The sequence below is a fragment of the Pseudomonas sp. BS3767 genome (genome assembly GCF_900099665.1).
Classification (GTDB): domain Bacteria; phylum Pseudomonadota; class Gammaproteobacteria; order Pseudomonadales; family Pseudomonadaceae; genus Aquipseudomonas; species Aquipseudomonas cerasi.
The window spans coordinates 337,190-358,647 of record NZ_FNCX01000004.1 but is presented as its reverse complement, the minus strand read 5'-3'; the positions used below and the strand labels follow the sequence as shown (position 1 = coordinate 358,647).

Annotated in this window: 13 protein-coding genes; 7 read left to right on the top strand and 6 right to left on the bottom strand. The window is 59.2% G+C overall.

Annotation, left to right across the window (positions count from 1 at the left end; genetic code table 11):
• The first annotated feature begins 79 nt into the window (after positions 1-79).
• The 3 genes from dbpA to yccS all read left to right on the top strand — a co-directional run bounded on the left by dbpA (position 80) and on the right by yccS (position 5,255).
• On the top strand, positions 80-1,459 hold the full coding sequence (gene dbpA / locus BLR16_RS14590) for an ATP-dependent RNA helicase DbpA (RefSeq protein WP_074806761.1): 1,380 nt from the start codon (positions 80-82) through the stop codon (positions 1,457-1,459).
• Positions 1,460-1,740: 281 nt separating this feature from the next.
• Positions 1,741-2,919: a BaiN/RdsA family NAD(P)/FAD-dependent oxidoreductase gene (locus tag BLR16_RS14580; protein WP_072365044.1), complete on the top strand. Its 1,179-nt coding sequence runs from the start codon at positions 1,741-1,743 to the stop codon at positions 2,917-2,919.
• Between the two features lie 137 nt (positions 2,920-3,056).
• Entirely contained in the window at positions 3,057-5,255 is a 2,199-nt protein-coding gene (yccS, locus tag BLR16_RS14575; RefSeq protein ID WP_058397738.1) for a YccS family putative transporter, read from the top strand.
• On the opposite strand, the gene BLR16_RS14570 is transcribed toward yccS, so the two are convergent.
• Positions 5,218-5,973, bottom strand: a complete 756-nt coding sequence (locus BLR16_RS14570) for a substrate-binding periplasmic protein (protein ID WP_092194331.1) — start codon at positions 5,971-5,973, stop codon at positions 5,218-5,220. The two genes, yccS and BLR16_RS14570, sit on opposite strands and share 38 nt — an antisense overlap.
• 294 nt (positions 5,974-6,267) lie before the next feature.
• Here BLR16_RS14570 and BLR16_RS14565 point away from each other — a divergent pair, with 294 nt between their 5' ends.
• Positions 6,268-6,726: a GNAT family N-acetyltransferase gene (locus tag BLR16_RS14565; RefSeq protein WP_002551760.1), complete on the top strand. Its 459-nt coding sequence runs from the start codon at positions 6,268-6,270 to the stop codon at positions 6,724-6,726.
• 7 nt (positions 6,727-6,733) lie between these two features.
• Here the strand turns inward: BLR16_RS14565 and BLR16_RS14560 are convergent, their stop codons facing one another.
• From BLR16_RS14560 to BLR16_RS14550, 3 genes are read right to left on the bottom strand one after another with little or no spacing between them, the layout of a single operon-like run.
• Positions 6,734-7,030, bottom strand: coding sequence for a winged helix-turn-helix domain-containing protein (locus tag BLR16_RS14560; protein WP_044309330.1), 297 nt, complete (start codon positions 7,028-7,030; stop codon positions 6,734-6,736).
• Between the two features lie 26 nt (positions 7,031-7,056).
• Positions 7,057-7,581 carry a M48 metallopeptidase family protein gene (locus BLR16_RS14555; RefSeq protein WP_003366203.1) on the bottom strand — a complete coding sequence of 175 codons (525 nt, stop codon included), beginning with the start codon at positions 7,579-7,581 and terminating at the stop codon, positions 7,057-7,059.
• A gap of 32 nt (positions 7,582-7,613) precedes the next feature.
• Positions 7,614-9,752, bottom strand: a complete 2,139-nt coding sequence (locus BLR16_RS14550) for a putative bifunctional diguanylate cyclase/phosphodiesterase (protein ID WP_003366201.1) — start codon at positions 9,750-9,752, stop codon at positions 7,614-7,616.
• A 317-nt stretch (positions 9,753-10,069) separates the two neighbouring features.
• Between BLR16_RS14550 and BLR16_RS14545 the strand changes: the two genes are divergently transcribed.
• Entirely contained in the window at positions 10,070-10,741 is a 672-nt protein-coding gene (locus tag BLR16_RS14545) for a polysaccharide lyase family 7 protein (protein WP_003366199.1), read from the top strand.
• A gap of 83 nt (positions 10,742-10,824) precedes the next feature.
• Here BLR16_RS14545 and putP read toward each other — a convergent pair whose 3' ends face one another.
• Complete coding sequence (putP, locus tag BLR16_RS14540; protein ID WP_074806757.1) at positions 10,825-12,312, bottom strand: sodium/proline symporter PutP; 1,488 nt, start codon at positions 12,310-12,312, stop codon at positions 10,825-10,827.
• A 448-nt stretch (positions 12,313-12,760) separates the two neighbouring features.
• On the opposite strand from putP, the gene putA reads away from it, so the two are divergent.
• The gene (gene putA, locus BLR16_RS14535; RefSeq protein ID WP_074806754.1) at positions 12,761-16,717 is read left to right on the top strand and encodes a trifunctional transcriptional regulator/proline dehydrogenase/L-glutamate gamma-semialdehyde dehydrogenase; all 3,957 of its coding nucleotides are present in this window, start codon (positions 12,761-12,763) and stop codon (positions 16,715-16,717) included.
• Positions 16,718-16,943: 226 nt separating this feature from the next.
• On the top strand, positions 16,944-18,746 hold the full coding sequence (locus tag BLR16_RS14530) for an acyl-CoA dehydrogenase (RefSeq protein ID WP_074806751.1): 1,803 nt from the start codon (positions 16,944-16,946) through the stop codon (positions 18,744-18,746).
• A 22-nt stretch (positions 18,747-18,768) separates the two neighbouring features.
• Here BLR16_RS14530 and BLR16_RS14525 read toward each other — a convergent pair whose 3' ends face one another.
• Positions 18,769-21,390 carry a dermonecrotic toxin domain-containing protein gene (locus tag BLR16_RS14525; RefSeq protein WP_074806748.1) on the bottom strand — a complete coding sequence of 874 codons (2,622 nt, stop codon included), beginning with the start codon at positions 21,388-21,390 and terminating at the stop codon, positions 18,769-18,771.
• Positions 21,391-21,458 lie beyond the last annotated feature (68 nt).

Sequence of the window (21,458 nt, the reverse complement as noted above, 5' to 3'; positions counted from 1 at the left end):
CCACGACCTTTATCGCGGTGCCAGGTCTGACTGGCGGGTGATACACTACGCGACATTTTTGTTTTGCAGGTTCACCGTCGTGACTAACACCGCTTTCAATTCTCTGCCCCTGTCTGCTGCCATGCTGGCTAACCTGGAGTCGCTTGGTTATGCCGAAATGACACCGATTCAGGCGCAGAGCCTGCCGGTGATCCTCAAGGGCATGGACCTGATCGCGCAAGCCAAGACCGGCAGCGGCAAGACCGCTGCGTTCGGCATCGGCCTGCTCAACCCTATCAACCCGCGTTTCTTCGGTTGCCAGGCATTGGTCATGTGCCCGACCCGCGAACTGGCGGATCAGGTGGCCAAGGAAATCCGCCGTCTGGCGCGTTCCGAGGACAACATCAAGGTCCTGACCCTGTGTGGCGGCGTTTCATTCGGCCCGCAGATCGGCTCGCTGGAGCATGGCGCGCACATCATCGTCGGTACTCCGGGTCGCATACAGCAGCACTTGCGCAAGGGCTCGCTGGTCCTGGACGGCCTGAACACGCTGATTCTCGATGAAGCCGACCGCATGCTGGACATGGGTTTCTACGACGCCATCGCCGACATCATCGAGCAGACCCCGCTGCGCCGCCAGACGCTGCTGTTCTCGGCGACCTACCCGGTCGGTATCAAGCAGTTGTCCTCGAAATTCATGCGTGATCCACAGACCGTGAAAGTCGAAGCACTGCACGCCGACAGCCAGATCGAGCAGATTTTCTACGAGATCTCTCCGGAGCAGCGCCTGGAAGCAGTGGTCAAGGTACTCGGCCATTTCCGTCCGACGTCCTGCGTGGCGTTCTGCTTCACCAAGCAGCAGGTGCAGGAAGTAGTCGATCACCTGACCGCCAAGGGCATGTCTGCCGTCGGCCTGCATGGCGATCTCGAACAGCGTGACCGTGATCAGGTACTGGCGATGTTTGCCAACCGCAGCACCTCGGTACTGGTCGCCACTGACGTGGCCGCGCGCGGTCTGGACATCGACGCGCTGGATATGGTGATCAACGTCGAGCTGGCGCGTGATTCGGAAATCCACATTCACCGCGTCGGCCGTACCGGTCGCGCAGGCGAGAAAGGCATCGCGGTCAGCCTGGTGGCTCCGTCGGAAAGCCAACGCGCGCGTGCCATCGAAGAGTTGCAGAAAGCGCCGTTGAACTGGCAGCAATACGACAGACTGAGCATCAAGGAAGGCGGCAAGCTGCTGCCCGCCATGACCACCCTGTGCATCGGTTCGGGCCGCAAGGACAAGCTGCGTCCGGGCGATATCCTCGGCGCACTGACCGGCGAGGCAGGCATTCCGGGCACTCAGGTCGGCAAGATCGCGATTTTCGACTTCCAGGCCTACGTTGCCGTCGAGCGCAGCATGGCCAAACAGGCCCTGGAGCGCTTGAACAACGGCAAGATCAAGGGCAAGTCGCTGCGCGTGCGGATTTTGTAAAGTTTATCGTTGACCCTGATAGTCCCTACACGCCGCGCCGAGCGTCATATACAGGCCTTGAAGGTCCTGAAAACACGGTTTTCAGGCTTCTGCCCGCAGGGCGTAGGAGCGAACTTGTTCGCGAAGATGGTAGTTCAGACGATAAATCTTCGGAGAACATACCGGCCCTTTCGCGAACAAGTTCGCTCCCACGGCCTTCGGCCAGAATCAAAAACAGGCTTGTGCATAGCTTGGCGCGGAGCATGGGAACGATCGTGACCTGAAGATCGAGGAACCACGCTGTGCCCGTTACTGACGTTGTAATCATTGGCGCCGGCGCTGCCGGTCTGATGTGTGCGTTCACCGCTGCCGCTCGCGGGCGCAAGGTGATGTTGATCGACCATGCCAACAAACCCGGCAAGAAGATCCTGATGTCCGGTGGCGGGCGGTGCAACTTCACCAATATGTACACCGAGCCGGCCAACTTCCTGTCGCAGAACCCGCATTTCTGCAAATCGGCCCTGGCCCGCTACACCCAATGGGATTTCATCGCGATGGTCGCCAAGCATGGCGTGCCTTATCACGAGAAGAAGCTCGGCCAGCTGTTTTGCGACAACAAGTCCAGCGACATTCTGGAAATGCTTCTGGAAGAGTGCCGCGAGGCCGGTGTCAGCCTGCACATGGACACCTCCGTGCAGCAGATCGAAAAGACCGACGCCGGCTACAGCCTGCAGACCACGCTGGGCCCCCTGAACTGCCAGTCGCTGGTGATTGCCACGGGCGGGCTGTCGATTCCGACGCTGGGCGCTACAGGTTTTGGCTATCAGATTGGCAAGCAGTTCGGCCACACGCTGCTGCCGACCCGCGCCGGGCTGGTGCCGTTCACCATCACCGATCAGCTCAAGGAGCTGTGCACCGAGTTGTCAGGCACCTCGGTGGATTGTCTGGTGAGCTGCAACGACACCAGCTTCCGCGAAAACATCCTGTTCACCCACCGCGGCCTCAGTGGCCCGGCGATCCTGCAGATTTCCTCGTTCTGGCAGCCCGGTGACACGGTGGAAATCAACCTGCTGCCCGATCACGACGTGCCCGCCTGGCTCAACCAGCAGCAGGCCGAGCGCCCCAACAGTGAGCTGAAAACCCTGCTGGGCGAGATTTTCACCAAGAAGATGGCCAACCTGATCGCCGAACACTGGTTCGTTTCCAAACCGATGAAGCAGTACACCCACGCCGAGCTGGCCGATATCGCCGAAAAGCTGGCGAGCTGGCAGGTGGTGCCGGCGGGCACCGAGGGTTATCGCACGGCCGAAGTGACGCTGGGCGGTATAGACACCCGCGAAGTATCGTCCAAGACCATGGAATCGCTGAAATCCCCCGGTCTTTATTTTGTGGGCGAAGTGCTGGACGTGAGCGGTCATCTGGGCGGTTTCAACTTTCAGTGGGCCTGGGCGTCGGCCTATGCTGCCGCACACTACGTGTGACGTAGTCGCTGATACGCAACATCACGACACGACAAACCGGTATAAATTTTGCGAGGCGGATGTACAGCCAGTCATTTGGTCTGTACATATCCTCCTGCACGATCGATCAATTGCGAACAGGGCCGTCAAGCTAACCCATGGCATCGAAATCTCTCCGTCATACATTCCGTCGATTGTGGGCGCTGGATAAATTCAGCTATAGCGTTCGAGTCTTTATCGCACTGACCGGCAGCATGGCGCTGTGCTGGTATCAAAACGAAATGGCATTACTGATCCCGCTGTTTCTGGGGATTATTGCCTGCGCCCTGGCCGAGACTGACGACAGCTGGCAGGGCCGACTCAATGCCCTGGCCGTGACACTGGTGTGTTTCAGCATCGCCGCCCTCGCCGTCGAATTGCTCTTCCCCTACCCCATCCTGTTTGTCTGCTCGCTGGCGCTGGCCAGCTTCTGCCTGACCATGCTGGGCGCGCTGGGTGAGCGGTATGGCGCAATCGCCTACGGCACGTTGATCCTTTCGGTCTACACCATGATCGGCGTCGATCAACGTGGCGGTGAAGTGCTGGACTTCTGGCATGAACCGATGCTGCTGGTGGCGGGCGCGGCCTGGTACGGACTGCTGTCAGTGCTGTGGCAGATGCTGTTTTCCAACCAGCCGGTGCAACAGGCGCTGGCGCGACTGTTTCGTGAGCTGGGCCAGTACCTGAAACTCAAGTCGACCCTGTTTGAACCGATTCGTACGCTCAACGTGGAGGCACGTCGTCTGGAACTGGCGCAGCAGAACGGCAAAGTGGTCGCTGCGCTGAACTCCACCAAGGAAATCATTCTGCACCGCGTCGGCAGCGGCCGGCCCGGCTCCAAAGTCAGCCGCTACCTGAAGCTGTACTTCATCGCTCAGGACATCCACGAGCGCGCCAGCTCGTCGCATTACCCCTACAACTCACTGGCCGAAGCGTTTTTCCACAGCGACGTGCTGTTCCGCTGTCAGCGCCTGCTGCGTCAACAGGGCGTTGCCTGCCAGGCGCTGTCAGAATCCATCCAGCTGCGGCAGCCGTTCGTGTATGACCCCAGCTTCGCCGAAGCCATGGAAGACCTGCACGCATCCCTTGAGCATCTGCGCATCCAGAGCAACCCTGCCTGGCGCGGCCTGCTGCGTTCACTGCGCGCGCTGGCTGCCAACCTCGGCACCCTGGATCGTCTGATCAGCGACGCCAGCAACCCGGACGCCGTAGCCGATGCCACCGACAGCAGCCTGCTGGACCGCTCGCCGCGCAACCTCAAGGATGTCTGGACACGCCTGCGCCTGCAGATGACCCCGACCTCGCTGCTGTTTCGTCACGCCCTGCGCCTGCCGCTGGCATTAACCATCGGTTACGCGATGGTGCACCTGATTCACCCGTCACAGGGCTACTGGATCATCCTCACCACGGTGTTCGTCTGCCAGCCCAGCTACGGCGCCACCCGGCTCAAGCTCGGCCAGCGGATCATCGGCACCGCGATTGGCCTGACTGTCGGCTGGGTGCTGTTCGATCTGGTTACCAGTCCGATTCTGCAATCGATGTGCGCGGTGCTGGCCGGGGTGGTGTTCTTCGTCAACCGGACCACGCGCTACACCCTGTCGACCGCCGCCATCACAGTGATGGTGCTGTTCTGCTTCAATCAGGTCGGCGACGGTTACGGCCTGTTCCTGCCCCGGCTGTTCGATACCCTGCTGGGCAGCCTTATCGCCGGCCTCGCAGTGTTCCTGTTTCTGCCGGACTGGCAGGGGCGGCGCCTGAACAAGGTGCTGGCCAATACCCTGACCTGCAACAGCATCTACCTGCGGCAGATCATGCAACAGTATGCCAAGGGCAAGAGTGACGACCTGGCCTACCGACTGGCGCGGCGCAATGCCCACAACGCCGACGCGGCGCTGTCGACCACGCTGGCGAACATGCTCATGGAGCCCGGCCACTTCCGCAAGGAGGCCGACGTCGGCTTCCGCTTTCTGGTGCTGTCGCACACGCTGCTGAGCTACCTTTCAGGTCTCGGCGCGCACCGTGATACGCAGTTGCCGAGCGATGTCCGCGAACACCTGATCGATAACGTCGGCGCCACGCTGGCCGCCAGCATCGACGAAATCGCCGCAGGGCTGGCCGAGAAGAGGCCGGTTGCGGTACAGAGCGATGTCGAGGAAGGGCTGGCCGCGCAACTGGAGCAACTGCCCGAGGACATGGACGAGAGCCAGCGGCTGGTGCAGGCCCAACTGGCACTGATCTGCCGCCAACTGGCACCGCTGCGCACCCTCGCCGCGCACCTGATCAAAGCTCCGGAGACTGCTGTAACCCATGCAGTCTGAGCAATTCATCGTAAGTGCCGTCCGCTTTCATGGCGGCAATTTCGCGATCGAAGTCAGCAACGATCTTTTCGTGATGCGGATTTTTCAGACTGACCAGAATATGCAGGCTGTTATCGCTTAACGAACCCGGTAGAAACTCGACCCGGTCACGCACCTCGTCCGGTTCCATCGCCAGGTTGTAGCGAGCGACGTATTCGTCTTCCAGGGTCAGGTCGACACGCTCGGCAGCAAGCATGCGTATGGCGGTGGAGAAGTTTTGCACAGGAACTTTCTGCAACTCGGCGTCGTTGTCAAACGCAGGGGCATAAGCGTAACCGCGCACCACCGCGATCATGTACTTGTGCAATTGCTCATGGGTCAGGGTGCCAATGGGCGACTCCTTGCGCTTGATGAAACGCACCCGATTGAGCAGGTACTCCGCAGAAAACTGGCCAATTTTCGTGCGTTCCTCGCTGAACCAGGCATTGATCAGCACGTCATGACGCCCCTGGCTCAAGCCGAGCATCGCCCGCGCCCAGGGCACTTGCTCATACAGTGTGGTGTACCCGGCACGGCGCAGCGCCGTATTGACGATGTCGGTTGCCAACCCGCCGTTGAGCAGCAGCGCGTCGGTAAAAGGCGGCCAGGGGTCAGCGACAAGACGCAACTTTTCAGCTGCATTGGCGGGCGCCATCAGCATGAAGACCAGCAACCCCACCGCTCGAAGCAACTGCGACATGCTCAGGTTCCTGAAAGGGGCGGCGTGCCCGATTTAATCCTATCGGCAGGAAAACGCTCGCGCGTTAGGCTCTGTACGAAAAGTCGGCGAGCGAAGGTCAGGCGAGCCTGTTCCACTTTTCGTACAGAGCCTAGAGCACCTGCCGTTTTTAATTGAAGACCTGAAGCAGGCAGTAGACAAGCCGGGTGAGCAACATGCTCACCCGACGTAGCATTCATATCGTTGACGGCGTTTATTGGGAATGTCGCCGGATACGTTTAGACTTCGCTTCTGGTTTCCCTGCGAGTCTGCAACATGTCTATCAAATGGATCTGCAAACATCACACCGAGCTGAGCATCCAGCAGCTCTATGCCGTGCTGCAACTGCGTGCCGAGGTGTTTGTGGTCGAGCAGCAATGCGTGTATCTGGACGTCGACGGACAGGACCTGACGGGCGACACCTGCCACCTGATGGCCTGGCAGGAAGACAAGCTGGTCGCCTACCTGCGTTTGCTCGACCCCATCCAGCAAGGCGGCGACGTGACCATCGGCCGGGTGGTGACTGCGCCTTCGATTCGCAGTCGGGGTATCGGCCATGAACTGATGGAGCAGGCCCTGGAAAACGCCGAACGCAAATGGCCCGACCAGCCCATCTACCTATCGGCCCAGGCCCATTTGCAGGGCTATTACAGCCGCTATGGCTTCAATCCGGTGGGCGAGGTCTACCTGGAAGACGACATCCCGCATATCGGCATGCGTCGCGATCTGGACTGAAAACCGCTCAGGGATACTCCAGCACAGCCTTGATGCGTGGCAGATTGTCGGCAATCCAGCCCTTGTCAACGGCGCCCCAGTCACGGATCCGGTAGCTGCCGGCGTGATTGCGGCCACCTTCGAGCTGCTCGAAGTCGCACACAATGTCCAGATCGGCAAGCGCACTGATGGTGTCCTGAGCGGTACGACGAGGCATGCCGGTTGCCGTCATCAGCTCAGGGACACTGCTGGCGATCCGTGAATCGATCAGATACGCCACGTACAGGCGGCGATAGAAACTGCTTTTGGTCTTGCTGACCTGCATCGTCGAATCCTTTTTCAGTGCCTGGTTCAGCATGGCGCATGCGCGGCCTGCAGATCGCGGTACGTCAGGTACACGCGCAAATCGAACTCCAGCTGGTGATAACCAGGCAACATGTGCTCGCACAACTGGTAGAACGCCTTGTTATGGTCCGACTCACGAAAGTGGGCCAGCTCGTGCACCACGATCATTTTCAGAAACTCCGGCGGCGCTTCCTTGAACAGCGCTGCTACGCGAATCTCGTTGCTGGCCTTGAGCTTGCCACCCTGCACTCTGGATATCTTGGTATGCAGGCCCAGTGCGCGATGAGTCAGGTCAAGGCGATTATCGAACAGAACCTTCTTGATGGCTGGCGCATTGCGCAGGTGATCCTGCTTGAGCGCCAGCGCATAGGCGTAGAGGGCCTTGTCGCTCTGAATCTGATGCCGCGCGGGGTAGCGCTGCTGCAGGTAATCCGCCAGGCGATCGTCGGCAATCAACTGCTGCACCTGGTCCTGCAGGGCCTGCGGATAGGCCTGCAGGTATTTGAGCGGAGCATGGCTGGATGCAGTCATGGGGCCTTTGCATAAGATCGAAAAACGCCATTCTACAACAATCTCTTCTGTCTCAAGCCTGCCACGTCAAAGTGCCCGGGAAAGCGCAACGCCTCTTCCGGGCCCATCGGGTGAGCGATCAAAAAGCCCTGAATGACCTGACAACCGTTGTCGGCCAGCCATTGATATTGCTCAGCCGTCTCGACGCCTTCGGCGATGACCAGCATATCGAGGTTGCGGCTCAGGTCGATGATACTGCTGGCCATTGCCGCTTCGCGCTTTGATCCTGCGATGCTGGCCACAAAACGCCTGTCCAGCTTCAAAGTGTCGAGCTGAAGATTGCGCAAATGCGACAGCGAGCATTCGCCCGTACCAAAGTCGTCGAGCGCAATGCGCACACCGACGTCATGCAACAACTTCAGCTGTTTATGGCTGTGCGTGAGGTTATTCACCAGAGCGGTTTCAGTGATTTCCACTTCGATCTGCCCCGGTTTCAACTCGAAGCGATCCATGGCGCGCTTCAATTCCGAAGCCAGATTGGGCAGACAGAATTGCGTGGGGCTGACGCAGACACTCAGTACCATGTCGGGCGCAAAGATACGGCTCCATGCCTGACGCTGCTCGGCGCCCTGATCAAAGATCCAGCCGCCGAGCCGATTGATCAGCCTGGTCTCTTCCAGCAGCGGAATGAACAGCGCAGGCGGGACCTCTCCGACCGCAGGATGCTGCCAGCGCAGCAATGCCTCGAAACCACGCAGGCGACCATCCGCCATGTGAATCTGAGGCTGGTACACCACTGAAAAATCCCGGCCGTCGATGGCCGTGCGCACGCTTTCCTCAAGCATCAGTCGCGAGCGGGCGCGCCCGTTCATGTTCTGATCATAGAACCGGTATTGCTGCCGCCCGGCACGCTTGGCCTCGTACATGGCAATATCTGCCGCGCGCAGCAGACCGTCCAGATTCGAGCCGCAGTCCGGGAAGGTTGCAATGCCGACACTGGCACCCAGCGTGATCTCGACACCGTCGACCTGACGTCTTCCGGATACCCGCTCGATGAGCTTTTCAGCGATCTTGGCCGCCTGCTCGGGGTAATCGAGCCCGTCGATCACCACAGTGAATTCGTCGCCGCCGATGCGCGCCAGCACATCATAGGGGCGCATGCTGTCCTTGAACTGTTCGGCAACCCAGAGCAGTACCTGATCCCCTGCTTCATGGCCAAGCGCATCATTGATCTGCTTGAAGCCATCCAGATCCATGAACAGCACGACCAGGTATTTATCAGCCCGCTCGTTACGCAACAGCATGCTTTCAACCGCCTGATAAAGCCCGCGGCGATTGAGCAGGCCAGTCAATGCATCGGTGACGGCCTGTTTTTCAAGCTGCTGATAAAGATCACGGACCACCGACATATCGAGAACCGTCAGTACCATTGCCTTCTGTTCGGCAGGCAGCGCCGCGCAGGACAACGCCACGGGCAGTTGTGTGCCTTGCGCAGTGCGCAGAATGGCGTCATGCACCCGATAGGTATCGGACTTGCGATAGTGCTGATAAAAGCCCGAGTCCAGCCAGTGCCCCTCCTTCGGCTCGATGATGTAGTCCAGCACCTGAGTGCCGCGAAGCTGATCGACGGAGGTGTTCAATAACTGACAGATGGCCGGATTGGCAAAGCTGATGGTGCCTGCTTCGTCAACGACCAGAATGCCTTCGGCGACATTGGCCAGCACCGATGCATTAAACGCACGAGCCGATTCCAGCTCCAGCGACAGCTGTTGCAGCGCACGGCGATTACGCTGCTGTTCAAGCAAAGTCTGTACCTTGGGCTTGAGCACATTCGGGTCGAACGGTTTGAACAGATAATCCGTCGCACCATTCGCATAACCCTTCTGCACCGCATCCTGAGTCTGCTCATTGGCGGTGAGAAAAATAATCGGCGTAAGGCGGGTACGCTGACTGCCGCGCATCAGTCGCGCGACCTCGAAGCCGTCCATGCCCGGCATTTGCACATCCAGCAAAACCAGGTCGACTTCCTGCTCGAGAAGTACGGTCAATGCTTCGATTCCGGAACTTGCAGTCACAATGTGCCAGTCCGTTCTTTGCAGAACAGCACACATCGTCACCAGATTTTCCGGGTAATCGTCTACAACGAGTAAAACTGAAGAGCCATCATCTGGCTGGGTTGGCACGCGTTCCATGCTGCTTCTCTATGTGGGCATGACGCCTGAGACTCAGGACGACCGTCATACTTTGGAATAACTCTAGCCTCGTCTCGCCAAAAGCAGAAGCAAGGCGCCTGTTCCCTACTGTCAAAGTTCGATCTACCCGACTAACGGTCATTCGCTACACCCCTTACAGACTCTGCCCTGCAGAAGAAGTGACAGCACTTTGACGCCATCCGTTCGACATTTTTTTATTAACAAATTGTCCTACGAGCCGTATAAAACCCGCCTGAAGTCTCGCGCCAGAGGCTTTTTCTATGAGCGATATAAAGACATTTACGGACGGAGACAAAATGGTAGATCTTGGATCGTGGAATCTCAGCATCCCTGTGGGGTCGCCCCCCAAGACCATCGAAACCGCTCAGTTAGTAAAAGGCTATGACGGTAAATATTTCAAATCAAAAACCGACTCCATTGTGTTCTGGTCGCCCGTCACAGGCAGTAAAACCGAGAACGCAAAATATGCCCGCAGCGAACTTCGAGAAACGTGGTCCGATGGCTCGTTGCATAATTGGGTATACCCGGATGCCGACAACTATCTGAATGCCAAACTGGAAGTCGACCAAGTACCTTCCACTGGCAAGGTTGTCATCGGACAAATACACGCATACGAGAGCACAGAGCCGCTCCTGAAAGTCGAGTTTCAATACAAGGAAGACACCAAAACTGGCGATATCGTTGCAAAAGTCCGCAATCGCTATGACGACGATGAAAGCAAGGTTTACACCATCGTAGAAGGTGTGAAGCTGAATGAGACATTCAATTACGTCATTCACCTGAGCAAGGGCGGCAAACTGTCGGTCAGCGCCAAGGATCAGGACTGGAGCACGCGCATCAGTGAGACCTGGCGGGACAAGCCTCTGTACTTCAAGGCGGGGGTGTATACCCAGGACAACACCGGGTACACCTCGGAGGGCGGCAAGGCGACCTTCTACAACCTGGATATCGATCACAACCAGAGCTGAGCGGCACGCGCCTTAAGCCCACATACAAAACGGCCCGCGCTTCACGAAGAAGAACGGGCCGTTTCTGTTTCAGTCAGACACTGTCAGCGGTTGGCTTTGAAGTCCTGCTCGGCTGCCAGGAAACGGGTCTGCATGGACGCAGAAGCAGGCTTGCCGATCAGGCTGAACATCACGATGGCGAGGCTGGCGAAGATGAACCCGGGGATGATTTCATACAGCCCCATCGTACTGAATTGCTTCCAGAGCACCACGGTGGCCGCACCAACAATGACCCCGGCAAGTGCGCCGTTACGAGTCATGCCCTTCCACAGCACCGAAATCAGCACCACAGGGCCGAAGGCTGCGCCGAAACCGGCCCAGGCGTAACTCACCAGGCCCAGTACGCGGTTTTCAGGATTGGCCGCCAGCAGAATGGCAATGATCGCGATCAGCAGCACCATTGCCCGACCGACCCAGACCAGCTCGATCTGCGAAGCCCCCTTGCGCAGATAAGCCTTGTAGAAGTCCTCGGTCAACGCACTGGAGCACACCAGCAACTGGCAGCTCAGCGTACTCATGACCGCAGCCAGAATGGCCGATAGCAGCACGCCGGCAATCCAGGGGTTGAACAGCAGCTTGGCCAGCTCGATGAACACCCGCTCCGGGTTTTCAGTCACCGGCCCGGCAACATCCGGATGCGCCGAGAAATAGGCAATGCCGAAGAACCCGACCGCCACGGTGCCGCCCAGGCACAGGATCATCCAGGCCATGGAGATGCGTCGGGCGCTGGCAATCGACTTGACCGAATCGGCCGCCATGAAGCGCGCGAGGATGTGTGGCTGACCGAAATAACCCAGGCCCCAGCCGAGCAGGGAAATGATGCCGATGAAAGTCGTGTTCTTGAACATGTCGAAGCTGGTCGGATCTTTCGCTTCAATCGCCAGAAAGGTGGTGTCGACGCCGCCCGTTGCCAGCAGGACGATGATCGGCGTGAGGATCAGCGCGAAAATCATCAGCGTAGCCTGCACGGTGTCTGTCCAGCTCACTGCGAGGAAACCACCGACGAAAGTGTAGGCAATGGTCGCCGCAGCACCGGCCCACAAGGCGGTTTCGTAGGACATGCCGAAGGTGCTTTCAAACAGACGCGCCCCCGCAACGATGCCCGAGGCGCAATAGATGGTGAAAAACACCAGAATCACGATGGCCGAGATGATGCGCAGCAGGCCACTGTTGTCTTCGAAACGGCTGCTGAAGTAATCCGGCAGGGTCAGTGCGTCGCCATTGTGCTCTGTCTGCACACGCAGACGGCCGGCCACGAACAGCCAATTCAGGTAGGCACCGATGATAAGACCGATGGCGATCCAGCTTTCCGACAGGCCGGACATATAGATGGCACCGGGCAACCCCATCAACAGCCAGCCGCTCATGTCAGAGGCACCCGCTGAAAGAGCGGTCACCACGCTGCCCAAACTGCGTCCGCCGAGGATGTAATCCGAAAGGTTGTTGGTAGAGCGATAGGCCATCAGGCCGATCAATACCATTGCCGCTATATAGATCACGAACGTGATCAAGGTAGGGTTGCTGACACTCATGAGTTCTGCCTTGGCATTGTTTTTATGTTGGCACCCGATGCCAAAGGGAATAGCGACCGATATTCGGCACATCCCTGCTTTTGCACCCGACACCGCGTTGACTGATCGCTCCGCAAGGATCGGCAATCAATGACTGGCGGTTGCACCGCGGAAACGAATCCTATTAAACAAACCAAACAAGGTGCAACCCATTTCATCGCGCAAGTTGCACCTGTTACAAAAAACCTGACGCAGGTGCATTTACGCGCCATTTTAGGGCGCCTTTAATACTATTTACAAAAAATCGCGCACCAGCATTGCGCATAGCGCTGTTTTTATGAGCCGTTCGCCGGGCACATCACAAAATATTCTCCAAATCGGGTTGCACCCGGTTGCACCTCACCCCGTCCCGACGCTAATCTGCGCCAAAGCCGATGCCACTTCTGCGTGGCTATAAAGAGGACAACACATGGCCACCACCACTCTTGGCGTCAAACTTGACGACCCTACCCGCGAGCGATTGAAAGCCGCAGCCCACTCCATCGACCGCACGCCGCACTGGTTGATCAAGCAGGCGATTTTCAATTACCTGGAAAAGCTCGAGAGTGGTGCAACCCTGTTGGAACTCAACAGTGCCGCCGGCGCAAAGGACAACGAAGACCGCGGTGAGCTGGCAGAAGATGCCGGGCTGCAATGCTTTCTGGATTTTGCCGAAAGCATCCAGCCGCAGTCTGTATTACGAGCGGCCATCACCTCCGCCTACCGCCGCCCCGAGCAGGAAGTGGTGCCGATGCTGCTCGAGCAGGCCCGCCTGAGCGCCCCGGTTGCCGAAGCCACCAACAAGATGGCCGCGTCGATCGCGGAAAAACTGCGTAACCAGAAAAGCGCTGGCGGTCGCGCGGGCATCGTTCAAGGCCTGTTGCAGGAGTTTTCACTGTCCTCTCAGGAGGGCGTTGCGCTGATGTGCCTGGCCGAAGCACTGCTGCGTATTCCCGACAAGGGCACCCGCGATGCGTTGATTCGCGACAAGATCAGCAACGGCAACTGGCAGCCGCACCTGGGCAACAGCCCATCGCTGTTCGTCAACGCCGCCACCTGGGGCCTGCTGCTCACCGGCAGGCTGGTTGCCACTCACAATGAGGCAGGCCTCACGTCCTCGTTGAGCCGCATTATCGGCAAAAGTGGCGAACCGATGATCCGCAAGGGCGTCGACATGGCCATGCGCCTGATGGGCGAGCAGTTCGTCACCGGCGAAACCATCGGTGAAGCCCTCGCCAATGCCAGCCGCTTCGAAGCCAAGGGCTTCCGCTATTCCTACGACATGCTGGGTGAAGCGGCGCTGACCGAACATGACGCGCAGAAGTACCTCGCGTCCTACGAGCAGGCCATCCACTCCATCGGCAAAGCCTCCCACGGCCGCGGCATCTACGAAGGTCCGGGGATTTCCATCAAGCTGTCGGCACTGCATCCACGCTATAGCCGCGCCCAGTACGAGCGAGTGATGGATGAGCTGTACCCGCGCCTGCTGTCGCTGACCCTGCTGGCCAAGCAATACGACATCGGCCTGAACATCGACGCCGAAGAAGCCGATCGCCTGGAGCTGTCGCTGGATCTGCTCGAGCGCCTGTGTTTCGAACCACAGCTCACCGGCTGGAACGGTATCGGTTTCGTGATTCAGGCATACCAGAAGCGCTGCCCTTATGTGATCGATTACGTGATCGATCTGGCGCGCCGCAGCCGCCATCGCCTGATGATCCGTCTGGTCAAGGGCGCTTACTGGGACAGCGAGATCAAGCGCGCCCAGGTCGAAGGCCTGGAAGGCTATCCGGTGTACACGCGCAAGGTGTACACCGACGTGTCCTACATCGCCTGCGCGCGCAAGCTGCTCGCGGCACCGGAAGTCATCTATCCGCAATTCGCCACGCACAACGCCCATACCCTGGCGGCCATCTACCAGATCGCCGGTCAGAATTATTACCCCGGCCAGTATGAATTCCAGTGCCTGCACGGCATGGGCGAGCCGTTGTATGAACAGGTTGTAGGCAAAGTCGCCGACGGCAAACTGAATCGACCATGCCGCGTGTACGCCCCGGTTGGCACTCATGAAACGCTGCTGGCCTATCTGGTGCGTCGTCTGCTGGAAAACGGCGCCAATACGTCGTTTGTCAACCGGATTGCCGACCACTCGATCTCCATACAGGAACTGGTCGCCGATCCGGTCAGCCAGATCGAACGCATGGCCACCCAGGAAGGCGGTTTCGGCCTGCCGCATCCACGTATTCCGCTGCCGCGAGACCTCTACGGAACCGAACGCGCCAATTCCAGCGGCATCGACATGGCCAACGAGCATCGTCTGGCGTCGCTGTCTTCGGCCCTGCTGGCTACCGCGCACAACGACTGGAAAGCCGCCCCGATGCTGGGCTGTCCGGCCAGCGCAGGCACGTTGAGTGCTGCGTTGAATCCATCGGATCTGCGTGACGTGGTCGGTCATGTGCAGGAAGCGTCTCTGCAAGATGTCGATAACGCCATCCAGTGCGCCTTGAGCGCCGGTCCGATCTGGCAGGCCACCCCGCCTGTCGAGCGCGCCGCGATTCTGGAGCGTGCCGCTGACTTGATGGAGGCTGAAATCCAGCCGTTGATGGGCTTGTTGGTCCGTGAAGCGGGCAAGACCTTCGCCAACGCCATCGCCGAAGTGCGCGAAGCCGTGGACTTCCTGCGTTACTACGCCGTGCAGGCGCGCAACGACTTCACCAACGACGGTCACCGTCCGCTGGGGCCGGTGGTCTGTATCAGCCCGTGGAACTTCCCGCTGGCGATTTTCAGTGGTCAGGTGGCGGCTGCATTGGCCGCAGGTAACCCGGTGCTGGCCAAACCTGCCGAGCAGACACCACTGATCGCCGCGCAGGCCGTACGTCTGCTGCTTGAAGCGGGCATCCCGGAAGGCGTGGTGCAATTGCTGCCCGGTCGTGGCGAAACCGTAGGCGCCGGGCTGGTCGGCGACGAACGCGTCAAAGGTGTCATGTTCACCGGCTCGACCGAGGTCGCCCGCCTGCTGCAGCGCAACGTGGCAGGTCGCCTCGACTCGCAGGGTCGCCCCATTCCGCTGATCGCCGAAACCGGTGGCCAGAACGCAATGATTGTCGACTCTTCGGCGCTGACCGAACAGGTGGTGATCGACGTGGTGTCTTCGGCATTCGACAGCGCCGGTCAACGCTGCTCGGCACTGCGCGTGCTGTGCCTGCAGGAAGACTCTGCCGACCGCGTCATTGAAATGCTCAAGGGCGCGATGGCCGAGAACCGCCTCGGTAATCCGGAGCGCCTGTCCGTGGACATCGGCCCGGTCATCGACGCAGAGGCCAAGGCAGGTATCGAAAAACACATCCAGGCCATGCGCGACAAGGGCCGCACGGTTTACCAGGTGGCCATCGCCGACAGCGCCGAACTCAAGCGCGGCACTTATGTGATGCCGACCCTGATCGAGCTGGAAAGCTTCGATGAGCTGCAACGTGAAATCTTCGGTCCGGTGCTGCACGTGGTGCGCTACAAGCGCAAGGAGCTTGGCCTGCTGATCGATCAGATCAATGCCTCCGGTTATGGCCTGACCCTGGGCGTGCACACCCGCATCGACGAAACCATTGCCAAGGTCATCGACAACGTCAATGCCGGCAACGTCTATGTCAACCGCAACATCGTCGGCGCAGTGGTGGGTGTTCAGCCATTCGGCGGCGAAGGTCTGTCCGGCACCGGTCCCAAAGCAGGTGGCCCGTTGTACCTGTATCGCCTGCTGTCGACGCGCCCGCAGGATGCTATCGAGAAATCGTTCGTCCGCAGCGACGCGCTGTCTGCACCGGATACCCGTCTGCGTGAGGTCTTCGGCAAGCCGTTGCAGGCACTGAAAGCCTGGGCTGCCAGCAACCAGCAAAGCGATCTGGATGCCCTGTGCAGTCAATACGCCGAGCAATCACAAAGCGGCATCACCCGCCAGTTGGCTGGCCCGACCGGCGAACGCAACAGCTACGCGATCCTGCCGCGTGAGCACGTGCTTTGCCTAGCTGACGACGAGAACGACCTGATGATTCAACTGGCGGCCTTACTGGCGGTCGGCAGCTCTGCCGTGTGGCCGGAGACCGACATCAGCAAGTCACTACGCGCTCGCCTGCCGAAGGACGTTCAGGCGCGCATCAAACTGGTACCTGACTGGGCCAAGGACGACGTCAACTTCGACGCCGTCCTGCACCACGGCGACTCCGACCAGCTACGTGCCGTCTGCCAGCAGATCGCACAACGCAGTGGTGCCATCGTCGGCGTCAATGGCCTGTCCCACGGCGAAACCAACGTGCCGCTGGAACGTCTGGTGATCGAGCGGGCATTGAGCGTCAACACCGCGGCGGCGGGTGGCAATGCGAGCCTGATGACGATCGGCTGATGCCGCTCGGTAACAGATGACGCAGCGCGTCAAGAACGGCATTCCCATGCCGGAGCGTGCGGAACGAGAGGTGTCGGAAAGACACCGACCGTTCCCATGCTCTGGACGCTCCGCGTCCGCTCTCGATACCCACTGCACACGCTCGACCATCACCCGAATCAATCTTGCTACCCTCCCCCCTCAACCCGACCTAGACTTGAGCCATTCCAAGAACAGGTACGTCATCATGTCCGAGTCGCTGCTCAGTTCCCGAAATCTGGCTTTCGAGCTGTATGAAGTGCTGGACGCCGAAGGTCTGACGCGTCGCGAGCGCTTTGCCGAGCACTCGCGGGAAACCTTTGATGCGGCGCTGGGAACGGCGCGCGCCATTGCAGAAAAGTACTTTGCACCGCACAACCGCAAGGCTGACGAAAACGAGCCGCGCTATGAAAATGGCGAAGCGATCCTGATTCCTGAGGTCAAGCCCGCGATAAACGCGTTTCTCGAGGCCGGCTTTCTCAATGCATCACGCGATTTCGACGCAGGCGGCATGCAGTTGCCTACCCTGCTGTCGCAAGCCTGTTTTGCCCACTTTCAGGCGGCCAATGTCGGCACCACGTCGTATCCGTTTCTGACGATGGGCGCCGCCAATCTGATCGAGAGCTTTGCCGACGACGAGCAGAAGCAGCGTTTTCTGCAACCGATGATCGAAGGACGCTTCTTCGGCACCATGGCGCTCACCGAGCCACATGCAGGCTCGTCGCTGTCAGATATCCGCACACGCGCCGAGCCGGCAGGCGACGGCACTTATCGGCTGCGTGGCAACAAGATATTCATTTCCTGTGGGGATCATTCCCTGTCGGAGAACATTGTGCACATGGTCCTGGCGAAACTGCCGGACGCGCCGGGCGGGGTCAAAGGTATCTCGCTGTTCATCGTGCCCAAGTTTCTGGTCAACGATGACGGCAGCCTCGGCAAGCGCAACGATGTGCTGCTGGCAGGCCTGTTTCACAAGATGGGCTGGAAAGGTACTACCTCCACCGCGCTGAATTTCGGCGATAACGGTGAGTGTGTCGGCTATCTGGTGGGCAAACCTCATCACGGCCTGAATTACATGTTCCAGATGATGAACGAAGCGCGTATTGGCGTCGGGCTCGGTGCGGCAATGCTGGGTTATTCCGGCTACCTGTACTCATTGGAGTATGCCCGCGAGCGGCCGCAAGGACGCTTGCCGGACAGTAAAAGCCCGGACAGCAAGCCAGTATCCATCATTGAACATGCAGACGTGCGGCGCATGCTGCTGACCCAGAAAGCCTACGTGGAAGGCGCGTTTGACCTGTGCCTCTACGCCTCGCGACTGTTCGATGACACGCAGACCGGCGAAACCGAAGACGATCGCAAGCACGCGCACGAACTGCTGGACCTGCTGACCCCGGTGGTCAAGTCGTGGCCGTCGGAGTTCTGCCTTAACGCCAACGAACTGGCGATTCAAGTCCTGGGCGGCCACGGCTACACCCGCGAATACCCGGTCGAGCAGTATTACCGGGATAACCGCCTCAATGCGATCCATGAAGGCACTCACGGCATCCAGTCGCTCGACCTGCTTGGCCGCAAGCTGGCGCAGAATGGCGGCACCGGCCTCAAGCAACTGCTGCGCCTGATCTCGGCGACCTGCGAACGTGCCCAGACCCATCAAGCACTCGACGAATTGCGCCAGCCCCTGCAGCAACTGGTCGCACGCGTGCAGGCCGTCACACTCGGGCTGTTGACCGATCTGGCCCAGGGCAGAATTACCAGCACACTGGCCAATTCAGCGCTGTACCTCAAGGCATTCGGCCACACGGTAGTAGGTTGGCGATGGCTCGAACAGGCGATCCGTGCAGAAGAAGGCTTGATTAGCGGCAATCAGGCCGACAACGACTTTTACCGAGGCAAGCTGCAAGCCGCCCGATACTTCCTGACGCGGGAAGTACCGGGCTGCCATCATGAATTGGCCATTCTGGAAAACCGCGATGACACTTGCCTGGCAATGCGCGACGACTGGTTTTAAATAAACCCGGGCGCACGCTTGATCAATGAAGGCTAAACAGGTCAGTCAGCGGGTTTTGCGGAAAAAAACGGTCGACCAGTACCCTGGCGTCTGCGCCCAGCTTGCGCGCGTACTGCTCCCGACTGAAGGGCTCGCCCGTGCGCATGTCGTAAAGCCCGCGCCCCGGATGAGCGCGATCGACCTCCTGCATCTGGATTTTCATAATGCGGTAAAACTCGCCGCTCACCTCTTCGATGCTGTCGATCTGAAAGTAGCAGCCGGGCAAAAAGATCGATTCGGCCTCTTCGGGAGAGGCTGAAAACGGCGCAATCGGTGTCGCCCGCAGGTATCGGCCCTTGGGCAAAACGAAGACCACCGAGGTGTCATCGAAGGTTACCGGCCCGATCATGGCGTTAGCGGGTGCACCGGCCCGACTGCTGGCGAAGGCGCTGACCACGTAGGGATTTTCGCTGAACGAGGTGACATCAGTATTCACCAGCACATCACCGACCCTGATCTGACCGCTACGGAACACGGCACCCGAAGTCCCGCGATCACCGCTGCCGCCTCGGTACAACTCGACATCATTGTTGTACCCCACCACCTGAATGTCCTCGGCCAGTCGTTCGATGAGTCGCACCTGATTGGCCTTATTGCTCTCGCCCGTACGCAGGAACCGATTGAATTCAGAATCGTCCTGGGTATAAAGCATGATATTTCTGCCGCAGTAGTCGTCCTCACCAAGCTTGAAAACCCGATGTTTGCCATGCCAAGGGTCCTTGTACACCTCATCGCCTTCGGGTGAAGAATCCGACATGGCCGTATCTTCAGGGCCTGGCTCCCAAATCGTCATCACATCTTTCTGCCGGGCCAAGGCCATTTCGGCATAGTGTTGCTCATTGAACAGGTCCGTTTGCAGGTACGTGTCCCAAAACGCCGAATGCACGGTCACATAAGGCTTGCCCGTCGCGGCGGATGTACTGCTTGACGGCACCTGCACATCCATCGGGGCACCGCCCTGCAGACCAGGCGAGTCAAGTAACGTCCACTCCCCGCTGGTACTCAGGCGCACCGGCTTGCTGCCTGCGAACGCAAAAGGATTGTCCGGGTTGACGATAAACCAGCACTGCTGCAATTCGTTGAACATCACGCGATAAGGCAGTTGTGCAAGCTTGATCCAGGTTTCGCCATTACCCAGCGTGTAGATGCCACGAAACCGGCCCTCTGCGACTGAAGGCGTAAGGCTGTCGAGCAGCAGGTTACCCTCCATATTGTCCAGCGCATGGGCCGACGCGCTGCCGCCTTCAATTACCTCGCTGGAGACCGGCTGGCCTTCGGTTGCGGCCACCGGCACAGGCTGGGGGACCGCACGTATGGACATTAAAAGCGGCAGATTGAACAGCAGATAAATGATGTTGATGATCGCGCCCAGCACGCCCGCCTTGCGCTGTGCTACGGTTTTGCCATTGAGCGCCTGATCGATGTTCAAACCGGTATTGGCGAGGCTTGCGCCAACCAGCGTCAAGGCGATCGGCCAACCCAGCGGCGCGAGCCCGCCAAACGCCTGCATGAAAGCACCCAGGTAGCCGATCCACATCTGCTTGCGCAGATCAGCATTGGAGGTCAGCAGTTCACGCGCATCGGCGGCCATTCCCTGACGGGCGACGTCTCGCAGATACACGAAGGGGTCGCCCGCAATAGGCGCCTGCACCAGATTGACGAGTCGAACGTTGGCACGCCAATCGTGCGTGAGCAACTGGCTCACCGCACGAAAGAACCGCTCACCGTCCTTTGTCCGCGACGCCTCCCCACGCAGAAACTGGCGGGTTATCGCCTTGTCTGCGTGCTCGTCCATAAACCGGGTCTTGAGCCAGCGGTACACCGCACGCTCACTGTCGAACGCCATGAAAGGCTGCTCGGCATCAGGCCAGTAGATGATCTCTCGGCCAGCGGCGGTGACAATACGCAACATGTCATGGGCCTTGATGCCATCGATATCCAGCGTGTGTACCGCGACACCGGGGGTTGAGGGAAGCGGGCTCTGCAACGCCTTAAGCGTAGGGGTCTGCAAAGGGTCTGCGGTGATAACGCACGTAACGTGCTTGAAATCGTCGGCTGAAAGATGGCCCTTGCGCAGACAGTGACTGGCGGCAACCAGATAGCGTGCCTTGACCAGGGTGCAAAAGTTCTCGCTGTGCAGGCTCCAGAAACGCTCCATACGGCGGGTGTACTGCGCGCTGAAATCAAGCGTCCACATGTCTTTGAGCACGTCCTGAGGGAGCATGGGCACCTCATTGCGCTCGTCGAAAACCCCGTGATCCGGGCCATCGGTATAGAAACCGCCATACAAGGAAAGCTCGTCGCTGGCTTCCTGATCGTGGGCGCTGAAGTGCCGCATGAGCAGCTCGATAAAGGTCATCGACTGCTCCGGCGTTCCGGAATGCTGCCAGCCGGTAAACGTGCGCGGACTGCTGCTGGCACTGCTGAAACGATGCCAATACACCTGCTCCGGGGCGAACACGCGCTGGGTGTGCTGAAGAATGATCCTGCTGGCGGCGGTATGGGCCAGATCGTAAAGATCGGGATAATCGAGAACGAACTGCTGCGCACGTGCACGCAGCAGTTGCTGGTCGGTTTTGGATGTTTCCAGGGGGGTAGGTGCCATGACGTCTTCCTGTAAGAGAGAAGTCATGCACGTAATCATTCATAAGCGTGTTGGTGGCGCTAACTATC

Coding starts and splice junctions, on each gene's coding strand:
- BLR16_RS14530 (WP_074806751.1), top strand. CDS start 16,944: ATGTCCGAGTCGCTGCTCAGTTCCCGAAATCTGGCTTTCGAGCTGTAT.
- BLR16_RS14550 (WP_003366201.1), bottom strand. CDS start 9,752: ATGGAACGCGTGCCAACCCAGCCAGATGATGGCTCTTCAGTTTTACTC.
- putP (WP_074806757.1), bottom strand. CDS start 12,312: ATGAGTGTCAGCAACCCTACCTTGATCACGTTCGTGATCTATATAGCG.
- BLR16_RS14555 (WP_003366203.1), bottom strand. CDS start 7,581: ATGACTGCATCCAGCCATGCTCCGCTCAAATACCTGCAGGCCTATCCG.
- yccS (WP_058397738.1), top strand. CDS start 3,057: ATGGCATCGAAATCTCTCCGTCATACATTCCGTCGATTGTGGGCGCTG.
- BLR16_RS14525 (WP_074806748.1), bottom strand. CDS start 21,390: ATGGCACCTACCCCCCTGGAAACATCCAAAACCGACCAGCAACTGCTG.
- BLR16_RS14565 (WP_002551760.1), top strand. CDS start 6,268: ATGTCTATCAAATGGATCTGCAAACATCACACCGAGCTGAGCATCCAG.
- BLR16_RS14560 (WP_044309330.1), bottom strand. CDS start 7,030: ATGCAGGTCAGCAAGACCAAAAGCAGTTTCTATCGCCGCCTGTACGTG.
- BLR16_RS14570 (WP_092194331.1), bottom strand. CDS start 5,973: ATGTCGCAGTTGCTTCGAGCGGTGGGGTTGCTGGTCTTCATGCTGATG.
- putA (WP_074806754.1), top strand. CDS start 12,761: ATGGCCACCACCACTCTTGGCGTCAAACTTGACGACCCTACCCGCGAG.
- BLR16_RS14545 (WP_003366199.1), top strand. CDS start 10,070: ATGGTAGATCTTGGATCGTGGAATCTCAGCATCCCTGTGGGGTCGCCC.